This window comes from Actinomadura soli (genome assembly GCF_005889715.1).
Classification (GTDB): Bacteria; Actinomycetota; Actinomycetes; order Streptosporangiales; family Streptosporangiaceae; genus Spirillospora; species Spirillospora soli.
This window is the reverse complement of the sequence record NZ_VCKW01000060.1, coordinates 19638-36064: the sequence shown is the minus strand read 5'-3', so window position 1 is coordinate 36064 and position 16427 is coordinate 19638. Positions and strand designations below refer to the sequence as shown.

The window sequence follows — 16427 nt, the reverse complement described above, 5'->3', positions numbered from 1 at the left end:
GCGCCCCTCCGACCAACACGGCCCCCTCCGGCCCCACACTCCCTGACCAGCACCGCCCTACGACCGGCACCGCCACTCCAGCCGGTGCCGCCCCTCCGGGGGCACCGCCCGCCGTCCGGGAACGGCGTCCGACGCCGTCCGTTCGGCCAACGGTCGCCCGCCGACCAGGAACCGTCCAACGCCTCTCGACGCCGTCCGGCGGTCGCTTGTGGTGGCGCGGCGCGGCCCGCCGCGCCCGGCGACGCTCTCCGTCCGCGCCCGGCCCCTCCCGCCGGGACGCGTCCGTCCTGGTTCCGCCGGCCCGATGGACGACGGGTCAGCGCGGCCTGTCCGCGGACTCGACCGACCGCCACAGCGTCTCGTACCAGGGCGGCCTGGCCGTCGGCCCGCCCTTGCGGGCCTGCCGCCCGTCGCCTCCGGTGCCGTCCAGGACGATGTAGCACTTTACGTCAGGGCGGCAGTAATGGAGCCTTCGAGTCGCCTCACGCTCAATGTACGACTTCTCGCCCAGTTGTTGCTTGCGTTGGGCAAGGATCTCCACCTGCCGCCGGGCCGCCGCCTCCTCGCGCTGGAGTTCGGCGATCTCTTTGCGCTGCGCGATGTACTCGCGGACGGGGTAGGCGAGGCTCAGCGAGATGGCGCACACCACCACCGCCAGGATGGCGGCACGGCTGGTCAGGGCCGGGTTACCCCGGCGCGCGCCACTCCCGTGCCCGGCCTCGCGGCCGGTGTCGTCGCCGTCGTGCCCGCCCTTGGGGCCGGCCTTGTCGTCAGCCATCGTGTCCCCTGCGTGGTCGTCCTGGACTCGCGTGTCTCCGGTATGCGGTCTGGCTCGTCCGTCCGAAAACCCGGCGTTCGGGGACCGGAACGAGGTTCCGGTCCCCCGGGACACCCGGTTCGGGGGCCGTGCGCCTCAGCCCCAGTCAGGCCGCGTCATGTCAGCCTTTGGCGTCAAAGCGCGGGAACGCGGCCGCGCCGGCGTAGCGGGCGGCGTCGTCGAGCAGCTCCTCGATGCGCAGCAGCTGGTTGTACTTGGCGACGCGGTCGCTGCGGGCGGGCGCGCCGGTCTTGATCTGCCCGCAGTTGGTGGCGACGGCCAGGTCGGCGATGGTGGTGTCCTCCGTCTCGCCGGACCGGTGGCTCATCATGCAGCGGTAGCCGCTGGTCTGCGCGAGCGAGACGGCGTCGAGGGTCTCGCTGAGCGTGCCGATCTGGTTGACCTTGACCAGCAGCGCGTTCGCGGCGCGGGCCTTGATGCCGCGGGCGAGCCGCTCCGGGTTGGTGACGAACAGGTCGTCGCCGACGATCTGGACGCGGTCGCCGACGGCGGCGGTGAGGCCCTCCCAGCCGGGCCAGTCCTCCTCGTCGAGCGGGTCCTCGATGGAGACCAGCGGGTACTCGCTGATCAGCTCGCCGTAGTAGGCGGCCATGTCGTCGGCGGACCGCTTGGCGCCCTCGAAGGTGTACTGCCCGTCGGCGTGGAACTCGGTGGCGGCGACGTCCAGGGCGAGCGCGATGTCGCGTCCGGGGGTGAAGCCCGCCTTGCGGATCGCCTCCGTGATCAGGTCGAGCGCGTCGCGGTTGCTCGGCAGGTCGGGCGCGAAGCCGCCCTCGTCGCCGAGGCCGGTGGCGAGGCCCTTGGACCTCAGCACCGACTTCAGCGCGTGGTAGGTCTCGGCGCCCCAGCGCAGCGCCTCGGCGAAGGTGGCCGCGCCGATCGGCGCGATCATGAATTCCTGGACGTCGACGTTGGTGTCGGCGTGCGCGCCGCCGTTCAGGATGTTCATCATCGGGACGGGCAGCAGGTGCGCGTTCGGGCCGCCGACATAGCGGAACAGCGGCAGCCCGGCGGAGTCGGCGGCGGCCTTGGCGACGGCGAGGCTGACGCCGAGGATCGCGTTGGCGCCGAGCGCCGACTTGGCCGGGGTGCCGTCCAGGTCCACGAGCAGCTGGTCGATCAGCCGCTGGTCGGACGCGGGGTAGCCGACGAGCTTCTCGTCGATGGTCTCGTTGACGGCCCGGACGGCGTTCCGGACGCCCTTGCCGCCGTAGCGCTCGCCTCCGTCCCGCAGCTCGACGGCCTCGAACTGGCCGGTGGAGGCCCCGCTCGGCACGGCCGCGTGCGCCTCGGTCCCATCGGCGAGCAGCACCTCGACCTCGACGGTCGGATTGCCGCGGGAGTCCAGAATCTCCCGGGCGAGTACGGCCTCGATCGACGACACGGGGAACCCCCTGATGATGCGAATGTCTGTGCGCCTGGTCCGCGCACAGCGGTCATGGACTTGGTACTACGTGTGCAGCGACGTTCTTCGGGTGCAGCGACTTCTTAGGATGCAGCGACGTTCTTCGGGCGGAGCGACTTCGGTCGTGAGTCCGAGTGCAGCCACCGAGCCTAGCCGCGCCGCCCCCGCGCCGCCGAACGGGCTCGCCGCCTTCACCGCGACACCGTACAAACCGGGCGATCCTCGGCATTCGCACCGCGTTCCGGCTGAACGATCTTTTACCCGTCCACCACGGTCGTGTTTGCCCTGATCCGGCAAGAAAGATCTGGTACTGGCAGGAGCGTCCCGGGGAGGTCGTCATACGCGTCCGGCACCGGCGCTTCCGGCCCAAGCGCCTTCGGTACAGGCGCTTCCGGCCAGGGCGTTTCCGGCCCAGGCTGCCTCGGCCCAGGATCTCCCGGCCCAGGGCGGCTCGGCGCGGCGAGCCCACCGCGGGCCTGAGCGGCTGGATCTGGCGGGTCGTGCTGCACCCGCCCAAGATCCGGCTGCGGGTGACGCTGACCTCGACGCTGGTCGCCTTCGTCCTGACCACGGCGATGGCGGGGCTGGTCCTGTCGGGCAGCCGCAAGCAGACGCTCGACGACTCCGTCCAGGAGATCTCGCAGGACGGACGCCGCGTGGCGGTCGCGATCAACGCCGGGATCCTGGCCCGCGAGATCGGCGCCACCGGCCGCGAGCTGCTGGTGGTCGTGGACGCGCAGGGCCGGGTGATCGCGGCGTCCCCGCGGATGCGCGGCCGGGCGCCGGTGCGGTTCCCGCCGCCCCCGCCGGGGGACTCCCGCCGGGAGGGCCGCATCTGCAAGGTCGACGCGCCCGGCGGGCCGTGCTTCCTCATCGTCGGGATCCGCGTGGGGACGGGGGCGGACACCAAGTACGTCTATTCGCTGACGCCCGAGCCGGGGCTGCTGCCGCAGCCGAAGCTCGCTCTGCTGCTGCTGATAGGCATCCTTGCGGGCACCTCCATCGTCGCCTACGGGACGTGGCGATCGGTGGGCGGCACTCTGCGCCCGGTGACCGACATCCGCCGGGAACTGGACGAGATCACCGCGACGGACCTGGAGCGCCGCGTGCCGGTGCCGGCCCGCCGCGACGAGGTGGGGCTGCTCGCGGCGAGCATCAACGCGACGCTGGACCGGCTGGAGCGCGCGGTGGCGCGGCAGCGCGCGTTCGTCATCGACGTGTCCCACGAGCTGCGCAGCCCGCTCGCCGCGCTGCGGATGGAGCTGGAGCTGGCCCTGTCGGCCCCGGACGAGACCGACGTGCGCGAGACGCTCCAGGCCATTTTGATCAACACCGACCGGGTGTCCGCGGTGGTGGACGACCTGCTCGCGCTGTCCCGCCTGGAGGCGGACAGGAACTTCCCGCGCGAGCCGGTGGACCTGACCGAGCTGGCGGACCAGGAAGTGCTGCGCCGCCCGTTCCGCACCCAGGTGACCGTCCTGGCGGAGGGGGCGGTGACGGTGAACGGCGGCCGCAGCGAGCTGTCCAGGGTGCTGACGAACCTCATCGACAACGCCGACCGGCACGCGGCGTCCGAGGTGACGGTCATCATCCGGATGGAGCAGCCGTCCACCGCGGTGGTCGAGGTGATCGACGACGGCACCGGCGTGGCGCCGACGGACCGGGAGCGGGTGTTCGAGCGCTTCGCGCGGCTGGCGGAGGGCCGGCACCGCGACGCCGGCGGCACCGGCATCGGCCTCGCGATCTCCCGCGACATCGCCGAGGCGCACAGCGGCTCGCTCGTCCTCACCGACCGGCTGGACGGCGTCCCCGGCGCCCGGTTCGTCCTACGCCTCCCCCGCTGACCTCCCCGCCTCCCGCTTGCGTCCCCGGCCTGGACGGGTCAGGAGAGGCCGAGTTCGGTGCGGAGGCGTTCGCGTTCGTATTCCAGCAGTTCGATCTGCCCCTCCAGCTCCTCCCGGGCGGCGAGGTACTGCCCGGAGTCGACGTTGTCCCCGGCGTCGGCGGGCGGCGGGGTGAGGTCGGCGCGGAGCCGGTCGAGGGACGCGTCGAGGTCACGGAGCCGGGCGTGCCGGTCGTCTTCGCCGGGCTGGTCAGGGCTGCTCTGGTTCATATGTCCTCCCGTGGGTCTGCATGCCCGTGACGGGACGGTTCACGCGGGGTCAGATGCGGATCACGGTCTTGCCGCGCGCGCCGCCCGCCCTGTTGGCGGCCATCGCGTCCGGCGCGTCCTCCAGGGGCACCTCGCGCTCGACCTGGACGCGGAGGTCGCTCGCGTCGATGAGGTCGGAGAGCCGGTCGAGCGTGCCGGACGTGAGGCCGCCGCTCACGTTGACGCCGCGCAGTCCCTTGGCCTCCATGGAGTCGGGATTCACCGCCCAGACGGAGCTGACGTACGTCCCGCCCGGGCGCAACAGCTGCGCGATGTCCTCGGTGGCGGGGGCGTCGCTGACCACGTCGAGGACGGCGTCGATCCCGTCCTTGTGGACGGCCAGCACCTGGGCGTTGAGACCATCGGCATCGTCGCCCCGGGAGTGGTCGACGGTCTCGTCCGCGCCGAGGCGGCGCATCGTCCCGGCCATGTCGGCGCGGGCCGTGGCGATCACCTTGGCTCCGGCGAGGGACGCGAGCTGCACCAGGCCCTGCCCGACGCCGCCGGTCGCGCCGACGACGAGGACCGTCTGCCCGGCGTCGACGCGCGCCGCGTCCACCATCTTGAGCGCGGCGGCGCTCGCGGTCGGCACCGCCGCCGCCTGCGTGTAGATCATCCCTTCCGGCATCAGGGCGACCGGCCCGTCCTCCCGGGCGAGGGCGTACTCGGCGAACGCGCCGAGGCCCCGCTCGGTCCCGGCGAACGTCCCGTAGATCTGCTCGCCCACCCGCAGCCGGGTCACGCCCTCGCCGACCTGCTCCACCACGCCCGCGCCGTCAACGCCCAGGATCAGCGGGAACGTCGCGTCCACGGAGTCCTTCACCATGCCGTCGGCGAGCTTCCAGTCGAACGGGTTCAGCCCGGCCGCGATCATCTTCACGAGGATCTCCCCGGGGCCCGGCTCCGGGCGCGGCAGGTTCATCAGCGCCGGTGTGGCGCCGTACTCGGACACGGCGATGGCTCGCATGACGATCGTCCCCCCGAACGGATACGCACGCTTGTCATTCGCGCGCTCATCATTCGCGCGCTTGGAGTGCGCGGCTTGGATCACAGCTTAGATTTCGCGGCGTTCAACGTCGGTGAACACCCCCCGGTGATCTACCCGGACGCCGGGCGATCACACAGACCAGCAGGTCAGGGCGCTGTCAGATCACGGTGGCGCCAGCGGGGAGCGCTCGCCGGGGACGGCCGGGAAGGTCGGCGGCGGGGTGATCGGCGGGATCGGCGGATCGTCGCCGCCGCGGGGTCCGGGGCCCTTGCTGACGCGCAGCGTGACGGTCTCACCGGGCTCGGCGGAGCCGGGCTTCGGGGACATCTCGGCCACGGTCCCCTTCTTGTACTCGCGGGACTCGACGGGCCTGCCGACGCGGATCTCGAACCCGGCCTCGCGGAGCTTCCTGATGGCCTCGTCCGGCTTCAGGCCGCGGACGTCGGGCAGCTTGACCTTCTCCTCGCCCGTCCCCTTGCTGAAGAAGTGGGACGGCGGCCGGACGAACGACGTCGGGGACGTGTCGGACAGCGCCCCGAGCATGCTCTGCTGCCAGATCGGCGCGGGAATCGTCGCCCCGAACACCGAGCCGTAGCAGCGGCCGTCCATGCAGAGGCTTTCCATCGGGTACTTGTAGCCGCCGCGCGGGTCGCCGACCCAGACGGCCGCGGCGAGGTCGGGCGTGTACCCGGCGAACCAGGCGGCGGAGAAGTTGTCGACGGTGCCGGTCTTGCCGGCGGCGTCGCGGCCGAGGCCCATGCCGCGGGCCGTGCCCTTGGTGAGGACGCCGCTCAGCACGTGGCTGACGGCGTCCGCGACGCCCTTGTCCATCACCTGATCGCAGTCGCGCGGCGGCACCTTCAGCCTGCGGCCGGACGCGTCCGTGATCGCCCTGATGGCGACCGGCTTGCAATACTCGCCGCGCGCGCCGAACGCCGCGTACGCCGCCGCGAGCCGCAGCGGCGAGACGGGGTTGAACCCGAGCGTGAACGACGCGAACTGCTCCAGCGGCTCCCCGCTCGACTGCCGCATCCCGAGGCGCTCGGCCATCTTGACGGTGTCGCAGAGGCCGACCTCCTTCTGCAGCGCGAGGAAGTAGGTGTTGACGGAGTGCTGGGTGCCGGTGACGAGGCTGAACTTCTTGCCGCCCTCGCCGTCGGCGGCGTTGCCGAGCGTCTTGGACGCGTCGCCGACGCGCCGCCCCTTGCAGTCGCGGTAGCCGACGGGCGTGTACTCGCGCGGCGCCATCAGCCGGGCGCCGAACGGCATGCCCTCGTCCAGCGCGGCGGCCAGCGTGAACGCCTTGAACGTGGATCCGGCCTGCATCCCGATGCTGGAGCCGTGGCTGGCGTCGGCGGCGAAGTTGATCCAGGTCTTGCCGCGTTCCTTGTCGGGACCGAGCCGGCGGTCGACGACCATCGCCTTGATCTCGCCGGTGCCCGGTTCCACCATCGCCTCCGCCGCCGCCTTGCCCGCGGAGTTCCGCGGCGGGACGTGCTCGTCCACGGCCCGCTGCGCGGCCTTCTGCGCCCGCCGGTCCATCGTGGTGCGGATCGTGAGGCCGCCCCGTTTGAGCAGCTTCTCCCGCGCCTCGGCCGTCTCGCCGAACACGGGGTTGGTGAGGATCTCCCGCTGGACGTAGTCGCAGAAGAACGGCGCCTTGCTGGTCACGCAGCCGCTCTTGACGTCGTCCACGTCCAGCCTGATCGGGAGCCGTGCGGTGGCGTCGGCCGTGGCGCGCTCGATCCAGCCGAGCTCGGCCATCCGGTTGAGGACGATGTTGCGGCGCTCCCTGGCCTCGCCGGGATGCTGGGTCGGGTCGTAGGCGTACGGGTAGCGGATGACGCCGGCGAGCAGCGCCGCCTCGGCCAGGTTCAGCTCGGACGCGTGCTTGGAGAAGTAGTGCCGGGACGCCGCCTCGATGCCGTAGGCGCCGTCGCCGTAGTAGGCGATGTTGAGGTAGCGGCGGAGGATCTCGTCCTTGGTGAACCGCTTCTCCAGCGCGACCGCGTACTTGAGCTCGCGGATCTTGCGCGCCGCGGACACCTCCTGCGCCGCCGCCCGCTCCGCGTCGGAGTCGGCCTGGGTGACCAGCAGGTTCTTGACGTACTGCTGGGTGATGCCGGATCCGCCCTGCGTCACCTGGCCGTGGCCGAGGTTGCTCGCGAGCGCCCGCAGCGTGCCCTGCGCGTCGATGGCGCCGTGGTTGTAGAAGCGGCTGTCCTCGATGGCGAGCACCGCGATCCGGAGGACGGGCGCGATCTTCTCCATCGGGACGTCCACGCGGTTCTGGTAGAAGAACGTGGCGAGGGTGCGGCCGCCCGCGTCGAGGATCGTGGACCGCTGCGGGACGCCGGACGTCGTGAGCTCTTCCGGCTCCCGTAAGAACCAGTCCGCGGCGTCGCGGGCCCCGATCCCGGCGGCGCAGGTGGTGGGGAGCAGCATGAGCGCGACGAGCCCGCCGGCGAGGCCGCCGAGCGTGAACAGGCCGCGGAGCGCGCGGGCCTTCTCGGCGCGGGTCGTGGACGCGGTGAACACGCGGCGCGGGCGGGCCCGGCGGCGCGGGGGCGGGGCGTCCTCGTCCAGGAACACGCGCTCTTCCATGGGCACGCGCTGGCCCGCGGGGACGCCCTGTAGTACTTCGGGGTCCCCGGAGTCACCATCAGCCCCAGCCGACACGCGCTCAGAGTAGACGCGCCGCCCCGACCGGACTACCCCATCCGCGATATTCGGGTAGATACCTCGCGAATCAGTCGGACCGGTTCCGTCGTTCCCATGCTCGGACACGGTCGCGGAATACCCGCGAAACCGCCCGCAACTCCGACTCGGCGTCCAGCCCCCGCTCCGCCGCCTCCCGGACGAGCGCGAAAAGCCGTTCGCCCAGGTCATCCGTGGTGTCAGGGAGATCGTCCGCGAGCCCGCGGGCGAGGCCGGACGGGGTGCCGAGCCGGGCGGCGCGGCGCTGGAGCTGCGCGGCGAGCGACAGCGCGGGCTGCCCCATCGGCACGCCGTCGAGCGCCGACGCGTCCTCGCCGCTCTTCTCCGCCCGCTCGGCCGCCTTGATCTGCTCCCAGTTGGCGTTGACCTCGTCGGCGCCGGAGACGGTCACGTCCGCGAACACGTGCGGATGGCGGCGGACGAGCTTGTCGACGATCGCACCGGCCACGTCGTCGATGGTGAACGCCGTGTCGTCGTCGCGTTCGGCGGCGACGACCGAGTGGAACGCCACCTGCATCAGCACGTCGCCGAGCTCCTCGCGCAGCGCGCCGTAGTCGCCCGACTCGATGGTGTCGAGGACCTCGTACGCCTCCTCCAGCAGGTACGGGACGAGGGTCGCGTGGGTCTGCTTGCGGTCCCACGGGCATTCGCGGCGCAGCGTGTCCATCACCGAGACGAGGTCGAGGAGCCGCGCGCCGGGCAGGTCGTACGACCCGTGCAGCACCTCCACGTCCAGCGGGTCGTTCGCGGTGTCGTCCACGATGAGGCGGCCGATCTCGCGCATCAGCGCCTCGTCGCCCTCGGGCGCGGCGATCCAGAGGACGTCGGCGCGGCGCGCGTCCGCGGCGAGCACGGCCGCGTCCGGCTCGTCCACCACCTCCGGGACGATCCCGGCCGCGCCGAGGGACGGCAGCAGCGGATGCCCCGCCCGGACCCGGACGGCGGACGCCGACCGGAGCGCGTCCCACGCGCGCCAGGTCAGCAGGCCGGGCGCCACGCGGTGCGTCGTCGCGAGCAGTGTCAGGCTCATGCGCCCCGGGTACCCGAATCGGGGCTGGACAGCCGGAACCGGACCGGCCCGACCTCGAACTGGCCCGGGTCGTAGGTGCCGTAGCGCGGGTTGACCTCGATGTCCATGGCGTCCGCGGTGCTGCGGAACAGCTCGTTCCACTTCTGCCCGGCCTGCTGCGTCGCCGGGCTCAGCTCGTTGTTCAGGTCGGCGCCGAACCGCTGCATCACCGCGACCTGGGTGGCGACCAGCCGGGCGAGGTCACGGGCGTGCGCGCGGGGAAGCCCGCTGGCCAGGGTGATCGACCCGGCCCCGCCCTGCTTGTTCAGCGAGACGACGGCGCGGTCCACCTGCGCCCCGGTGACCGTCACGCCCGTCCGGTCGGCGACCTCGCCCGCGACCCGGAAGTTGATCAGCAGGGTCAGCGCGCCGCGCAGGTCGGACTCGGACTCGCCGGCGAGCTGCGGCGCCGGGCTGCCCGGGTTGGCGCGCAGCTCGTTGGCGCGCGGGTCGGCCCGGAACTGCTTGCGCCAGTCGCGGACGGTCTGGCTGAGCGTGGTGACGGTGATGCGGTCGTCGCCGACGAGCGCGGCGGTGCCGACCTTCGGCGAGCCGCCGCAGCCGGTCAGCGCGCCGGCCGCGACCACGGCGGCACCGGCCGCCGCCGCGGCCTTCACGGACCTACCAGGCACGGAAACCTCGTCTCGTCGTCGCTTGTCCAGAGATCAGCTGAGTCGCGCCAGACTACCGGCTGCCACGGGTCGCGCGGCCGGAGGCGCCCAGCGCCGGAGGTCGGGCGACCCGCCGGTCGGGGGGCCGTTTCGCGAGACGCGCCAGCGGCTCGGCAAAAGGTCGCCCGACCGTGACGGGGGGCCAGGGGGTCGCCCCCTGGGCTACAGGAACAGGGCCTGTACCAGGTCGGTCGTCCAGCGCAGGAGGTCCTGGTCGCGCAGGGGGCGGCCGCCGATCTGCGCGGTCTTCGGTGCGGGGACGAGCAGGGTGTCGGTCGCCGGCTTGAGGATGCTCTTCGGGTACAGCCGCTGCAGCCTGACCTGCTTGGAGTCCGGCAGCCGCGCCGGGGTGAACTTGATGAAGTTGCCCTGGACGGTGACGTCGGCGAGCCCGGCGCGGCGGGCCTTCGTCCGGAACCGCGCCACTTCGAGGAGGTTCAGCACCGGGACGGGCAGCGGCCCGAACCGGTCCTTCAGCTCGTCGCGGACGGCGCCGATCTCGTCCTCGGACGTGATCGCGGCGATGCGGCGGTAGGCGTCCAGCCGGAGCCGCTCGCCCGGGACGTACTCGTGCGGCAGGTGCGCGTCGACGGGCAGCTCGACCCTCGTCTCGACCGCCTCCGGTGCGCGGCCGCCCTCCTTCAGGTCCCGGACCGCCTCCCCGACCATCCGGACGTAAAGGTCGAACCCGACGCCCGCGACGTGCCCGGACTGCTCGGCGCCGAGGATGTTGCCCGCGCCGCGGATCTCCAGGTCCTTCATCGCGACGTACATGCCGGCGCCGATCTCGGTGTGCTGCGCGAGGGTCGCGAGCCGCTCGTGCGCCGTCTCGGTGAGCGGCTGCTCCGGCTGGTAGAGGAAGTACGAGTAGGCGCGCTCCCGGCCGCGCCCGACGCGGCCGCGGAGCTGGTGGAGCTGCGACAGGCCGTACATGTCGGCGCGGTCGACGATCAGCGTGTTGGCGTTCGGCACGTCCAGGCCGGACTCGACGATCGTGGTCGCGACCAGGACGTCGTAGTTCTTCTCCCAGAAGTCGACCATGACCTTTTCGAGCTCGTTCTCGTTCATCTGGCCGTGCGCGATGCCGATCCGCGCCTCCGGGACGAGCCTCGCCAGGTTCGCCGCCACCTTGTTGATCGACCTGACCCGGTTGTGCACGAAGAACACCTGGCCCTCGCGCAGCAGCTCGCGCCGGATCGCCGCGGCGATCTGCTTCTCCTCGTACGGCCCGACGAACGTCAGGACGGGGTGGCGCTCCTCCGGCGGGGTCAGGATCGTCGACATCTCGCGGATGCCGGTCAGGCCCATCTCCAGCGTCCGCGGGATCGGGGTCGCGGACATCGCGAGGACGTCCACCTGCGTCCGGAGTCGCTTCAGCTCCTCCTTGTGCTCGACGCCGAACCGCTGCTCCTCGTCGATGACGACCAGGCCGAGGTTCTTGAACCGGGTCTGCGACGACAGGATGCGGTGCGTGCCGACGATGACGTCGACGGTGCCGTCCGCCATGCCGCGCAGCGTCTCGTCGATCTCCCGGTCGGACTGGAACCGGCTGATCGGCTTCACCACGACGGGGAACGCCGCGAACCGCTCGGTGAACGTCGACATGTGCTGCTGCACCAGCAGCGTCGTCGGGACCAGCACCGCGACCTGCTTGCCGTCCTGGACGGCCTTGAACGCCGCCCGCACCGCGATCTCCGTCTTGCCGTAGCCGACGTCGCCGCAGATCAGGCGGTCCATCGGGACGGACTTCTCCATGTCGAGCTTGACCTCGTCGATGGCGGCGAGCTGGTCGGGCGTCTCCACGTACGGGAACGCGTCCTCCAGCTCCCGCTGCCACGGGGTGTCGGGGCCGAACGGGTGGCCGGGGCTCGCCATCCGCGCCGAGTACAGCCGGATCAGCTCCCCGGCGATCTGCTTGACGGCCTTGCGGGCGCGGGACTTGGCCTTCTGCCAGTCGGCGCCGCCGAGCCGGTGCAGGCTCGGCGCCTCGCCGCCGACGTAGCGGGTCAGCTCTTCGAGCTGGTCGGTCGGGACGAACAGCCGGTCGCTCTTGGCGTACTCCAGGATCAGGTACTCGCGGGTGGCGCCCTGCACCGTCCGGCTGACCATCTCGACGTACCGTCCGACGCCGTGCTGCTCGTGGACCACGTAGTCGCCCGCCTTGAGCTGGAGCGGGTCGATGCCGCCGCGCCGCCGCGACGGCATCCGCCGCGCGTCCCGCGTGGACGACTTCTGCCCCGACAGGTCGGTCTCCGTCAGCACGGCGAGCTTGACCGACTCCCAGGTGAACCCGTTCTCCAGAAGCCCGGTCGTGACGGTGACCACCGACGGGCCCGGCGGACCGGCGAGATCGTCGAGCCGCGCGCCGACCCCCTCCTCCCCGACGAGCTGGACGAGCCGCTCCGCCGGACCGTGCCCGGCGGTGACCATCACGACGCGCCAGCCGCCGTCGATCCATCCCTTGAGGTCACCGACGACCCGCATGGTGTCGCCCCGGTACGCCTCCGCAGGCTGCACGCCCAGGTTGAGCGCATCACGTTCCTCGCTCAGGGGGGACGACCCCCCTGTACCCCCCGCACTCGCTCCGCTCGCCCTAAGGGGGTTAAGGGCTGTCACGCTCCACCTGGGCAGGCCCAGCTCCGTGCTGTGCGCGCGGACCTCCTCCAGCGACCGGAACGCGGCGGCGCCCAGGTCGATCGGCGCCTCTCCCCCGGCCGCGGCGTTGACCCAGCTCGCCTCCAGGAACTCCTGGCTCGTCCGGACGAGCTCCTCCGCCCGCGTCCGGATCCGCTCCGGCTCGCACACCAGCAGCACCGAGCCGTCCGGCAGCAGGTCGGTCAGCAGCTCCATCGTGTCGGCGAGGACGGGCGAGAACGCCTCCATGCCCTCGACGGTGTCGCCGTCCGCGATCCGGCCGAGGATCTCCTCAAGCGCCGGATGCTCCTCGGCGAGCCGCTTCGCCCGCTCGCGGACCTCCGGCGTCAGCGGCAGCTCGCGGCACGGCGGCGCCCACAGCCCGTCCTGCGCCACTTCGAGCGAGCGCTGGTCGGCGGCCTTGAAGTAGCGGATCTCCTCGACGGTGTCGCCCCAGAACTCCACCCGGAGCGGGTGCTCCTCTGTCGGCGGGAACACGTCCAGGATGCCGCCGCGCACCGCGATCTCGCCGCGCTTCTCCACCAGGTCGACGCGGTGGTACCCGGCGTTCACGAGGCCGCGGACGGCGTCGTCCATGTCGGCGTCGTCACCGGAGACCAGCCGGACGGGCTCCAGGTCGGCGAGCCCGGACACGATCGGCTGGAGCACGGCGCGGATCGGCGTCACGACGACGTCCAGCGCCCCGCCCTTGCCCGCGCTCGCGGTCCCCTCCTCGGTGGGCGGGCCGCCCGCGCCCGGGTGGACGAGACGGCGCAGCACGGCGATGCGCTGCCCGACCGTGTCCGAGCGCGGCGACAGCTTCTCGTGCGGCAGCGTCTCCCACGCCGGGAAGTGCGCGACACGGCCCGGGTCGAGCAGGCTCGACAGCGCCGCCGTCAGGTCTTCGGCCTCGCGTCCCGTGGCGGTCACCGCGAGGACCACGCCGTCCCCGGCGCCGCCGCCGACGCGGCGGCTCAGCGCCGCCGCCAGGATCGGCCACAGCGAGGACGGCGCCACGATCTCCTGATCGGTCCGCGCCGCGGTGAGCGCGCGCTCCAACCCGGGATCGGTGCACGCGAGATCGACAAGTCCAGAAAGCGTCATCTTCGTCCGCTCGTCAGCCGGGGATCAGGGCAGGCCGAAAACCCGGAATCCCACGCGGATCCCGGTACCCGATCCAGGGTACGCGCCGCGACGGCGTCTCGTTCCGACAGCGCCGCAGCTCGCGGACGGGACGGGCCCGGGACGGGCATGGGACGAGCACGGCAACGCAGCGCGACACGGCCATTACCAAGAATAGGCAAATAGCGGACGGAACGCAGTCGAGCGATTACGCTGCGATACCGTGACCGATCTGCGTACGCCGCCGGTCAACGACGGCGATCTCTTCTCGCAACGCGCTCGCCAGTACGCCCAAGAGAAGCCCCTGCAGCGGATCCACATCCTGGAAGCGGGCTGCGGCTGGGGCACGGGCTTGGACCTCGGCGACCGCGAACACCACGTCACGGGCGTCGACCTGGAGTCCCCCGAGCTGCGCGCCTACACGTGCGACCGGCTCGACCTGGACGCCTGGCACCTCGGCGACCTGCGGACCGTGCCGCTGCCGCCGCGCGCCTTCGACATCGTCCACGCCTCGTACCTGATCGAGCGCGTCCCGCACGCCGAGCTGGTCCTCGACCGGTTCGTCGCGGCGCTGAAGCCCGGCGGGCTGCTGCTGGTCCGCCTGCGCGACCGCAACACCGCGTTCGGCTTCCTGGACCGGACGCTCCCGAACTGGATGCACATCGGCGGCCGGCGGAGGCGCGTGCGCCCCGGGCGGGGCCCGCGCGGCGCCCACGCCCGCGTCCCGGACGCGCCCGTGCCGGAGACGGCCGGGACCGGCCCGGAGACGGCGGCGACCAGGACGGCCGGCAACGGCCGGACGAGCCCGCCTCCGGCGATCTACGACCGGGTCGCGTCGCGGTCGGGCATGCAGTGGTACTGCGTCATGCGCGGGCTGGTGATCGCCGAGGAATACACGTCCCGGCAGGCCGTCAGGGCCCTCGGGGCCGGAACCGGCCTCGCCGAGCTGTTGTGCCGGCTGGTCTCGGTGATCACCAGGGGCCGCCTCCCCGCGGACCACAGCGAGGTCACGCTCGTGATCCGCAAACCCGAGAACCGTTTCGCCAGGGTTATCTGACCGTCGCCCGTGGGCGGGGCGATGGTGCGTGCGTCCGGGTCGGCGCAGTATTTTTCCTGCGGAAACTCCATTCACACGGTTCAGCCCGGCCGCCGCGCTCTGCACGACGGCGGCGACGCAAGATCGGAGATCGCGGTGACCGCCGAGCCCGGCCTTCCCGACACGCTGCGCGACCTGCCCGCCTGGACTCCGGGCCCGGTGGAGCTCGCCGACCTGGAGCTGGTCCTCGCCGGCGTGTACCGGCCGCTGACCGGGTTCCTCGGCTCCTACGACACCGCCATGGTGATCGCCGGCGGGCGGCTGGCCGACGGGACCCCGTGGCCGGTCCCGGTCACCCTGTCCGTCCCGAAGGAGCTGACCGACCAGGAGCGCGTCGTCCTGCAGGACCCGGAGGGCGTGCCGGTCGCCGTCCTGCGGGTCGAGGAGGCGTGGCAGGACCCGACGAGCCGCGACTGGCGGCTCGCGGGGCCGCTGGAGGCCCTCCGCGCTCCCGCCCACGGACCGTTCCACGGCCTGCGCCGCCGTCCCGACGAGCTCGAAGCCGCCGAAGGGAACGCCCTCACCGCGTCTCCCGAGGAGGGACGACCCCCCGCACCCCCCGCCAACAAGCTCGCGGTAGCGGTACGCGATCCGCTGCACCGCAAGCAGCTCGGGCAGCTGCGGCAGGTCGCCGAACGGCTCGGCGCCGAGGTCCTCGTCCTGCCGCTGCTGGGCGGCGAGCACGACGAGTCGCTCGTCCGGGCCCTGCTCGGCGTCCGCAAGGAGCTGCCGGACGGCGCGCAGATCATCCCCGTCCCGCTCCCCGTGCGCGGGGACGGCGGAGACGCGGCGGTCCAGGAGGAGCGGGACGTCCTGCTCCGCGCGCACGTCGCCGCCGCCTACGGCGCCACGCACCTGCTCTTGGAGCACGAGGTCGAGGGCACCGCGATCCCGGTGGTCGTGCCGGAGCCGTGGGCCTACGACGCCGACGTCGAGGTCTGGCGGCCCGTCGCGCGCATCGAACCCGACCACGTCCAGGCTGAGCTGACCCAGGAGCGGCTGAACGAGCTGCTGGACGCCGGCGAACCGGTCCCCGACTGGTTCACCCCGCCCGCCGTCGCCGCCGAGCTGGCCCTGGCCCGGCCGCCGAAGCTGTCGCGCGGCATCACGGTGTTCTTCACCGGCCTGTCGGGCTCGGGGAAGTCGACGGTCGCGCGCGGCCTCGCCGACGCGCTGGTCGAGCGCGGCGGCCGGACGGTCACGCTGCTGGACGGCGACGTCGTGCGGCGGATGCTGTCGTCCGGCCTGACGTTCTCGCGCGCCGACCGCGACCTGAACATCCGGCGCATCGGGTTCGTCGCCGCCGAGATCACCCGGCACGGCGGCACCGCGATCTGCGCGCCGATCGCGCCGTACGCGGCGACCCGCGCGGAGGTCCGCCGGATGGTGTCCGCCGTCGGCGACTTCATCCTCGTGCACGTCGCGACGCCGCTGGAGGAGTGCGAGCGGCGCGACCGCAAGGGCCTGTACGCCAAGGCCCGCGCGGGCGTGATCCCCGAGTTCACCGGCATCTCCGACCCGTACGAGGACCCGGACGACGCCGACCTGACGCTCGACACGTCCCGGATGACGCCGGACGAGGCGGTCGCGAAGGTCCTCGACCTCCTGGTGGACGGCGGCTGGGTACGCTCCGCATAGATCCGGGTACGGAAACGCTACAAACCCCGAACCGAGGGGTTCGGCAGGGCATACCAGGGTTAGCAGGTCTGGATGACCTCCTTTACTCTGATGGGC

The 16427-nt window shown here is 72.5% G+C and carries 11 protein-coding genes; 3 read left to right on the top strand and 8 right to left on the bottom strand.

What is annotated here, in order from left to right; all coding sequences use genetic code 11:
* Positions 1 to 316: 316 nt before the first annotated feature.
* The gene (locus ETD83_RS14250) at positions 317 to 778 is read right to left on the bottom strand and encodes an FtsB family cell division protein (RefSeq protein ID WP_138645595.1); all 462 of its coding nucleotides are present in this window, start codon (positions 776 to 778) and stop codon (positions 317 to 319) included.
* 160 nt (positions 779 to 938) lie between these two features.
* Positions 939 to 2222 carry a phosphopyruvate hydratase gene (gene eno, locus ETD83_RS14245; RefSeq protein ID WP_138645594.1) on the bottom strand — a complete coding sequence of 428 codons (1284 nt, stop codon included), beginning with the start codon at positions 2220 to 2222 and terminating at the stop codon, positions 939 to 941.
* 521 nt (positions 2223 to 2743) lie between these two features.
* Between eno and ETD83_RS14240 the strand changes: the two genes are divergently transcribed.
* The gene (locus tag ETD83_RS14240) at positions 2744 to 4087 is read left to right on the top strand and encodes a sensor histidine kinase (protein WP_230420902.1); all 1344 of its coding nucleotides are present in this window, start codon (positions 2744 to 2746) and stop codon (positions 4085 to 4087) included.
* 38 nt (positions 4088 to 4125) lie between these two features.
* Here ETD83_RS14240 and ETD83_RS14235 read toward each other — a convergent pair whose 3' ends face one another.
* The 6 genes from ETD83_RS14235 to mfd all read right to left on the bottom strand — a co-directional run bounded on the left by ETD83_RS14235 (position 4126) and on the right by mfd (position 13579).
* Positions 4126 to 4356 (bottom strand): hypothetical protein, encoded by a 231-nt coding sequence (locus ETD83_RS14235; protein ID WP_138645593.1) that lies wholly within the window; start codon positions 4354 to 4356, stop codon positions 4126 to 4128.
* A gap of 49 nt (positions 4357 to 4405) precedes the next feature.
* A complete protein-coding gene (locus tag ETD83_RS14230; protein ID WP_138645592.1) occupies positions 4406 to 5362 on the bottom strand; it encodes an NADP-dependent oxidoreductase in 957 nt (318 codons plus the stop codon).
* 183 nt (positions 5363 to 5545) lie between these two features.
* Positions 5546 to 7987, bottom strand: a complete 2442-nt coding sequence (locus tag ETD83_RS14225; RefSeq protein WP_171064198.1) for a transglycosylase domain-containing protein — start codon at positions 7985 to 7987, stop codon at positions 5546 to 5548.
* Positions 7988 to 8132: 145 nt separating this feature from the next.
* A complete protein-coding gene (locus ETD83_RS14220; protein WP_138645591.1) occupies positions 8133 to 9131 on the bottom strand; it encodes a MazG family protein in 999 nt (332 codons plus the stop codon).
* Positions 9128 to 9802: a hypothetical protein gene (locus ETD83_RS14215; RefSeq protein ID WP_138645590.1), complete on the bottom strand. Its 675-nt coding sequence runs from the start codon at positions 9800 to 9802 to the stop codon at positions 9128 to 9130. Before ETD83_RS14215 ends, ETD83_RS14220 begins: the two co-directional genes overlap by 4 nt.
* Positions 9803 to 10003: 201 nt before the next feature.
* On the bottom strand, positions 10004 to 13579 hold the full coding sequence (mfd, locus tag ETD83_RS14210) for a transcription-repair coupling factor (RefSeq protein ID WP_138645589.1): 3576 nt from the start codon (positions 13577 to 13579) through the stop codon (positions 10004 to 10006).
* A gap of 241 nt (positions 13580 to 13820) precedes the next feature.
* On the opposite strand from mfd, the gene ETD83_RS14205 reads away from it, so the two are divergent.
* Entirely contained in the window at positions 13821 to 14654 is an 834-nt protein-coding gene (locus ETD83_RS14205; RefSeq protein WP_138645588.1) for a class I SAM-dependent methyltransferase, read from the top strand.
* A 135-nt stretch (positions 14655 to 14789) separates the two neighbouring features.
* Positions 14790 to 16331 (top strand): adenylyl-sulfate kinase, encoded by a 1542-nt coding sequence (gene cysC / locus ETD83_RS14200; protein ID WP_138645587.1) that lies wholly within the window; start codon positions 14790 to 14792, stop codon positions 16329 to 16331.
* Positions 16332 to 16427: the final 96 nt, after the last annotated feature.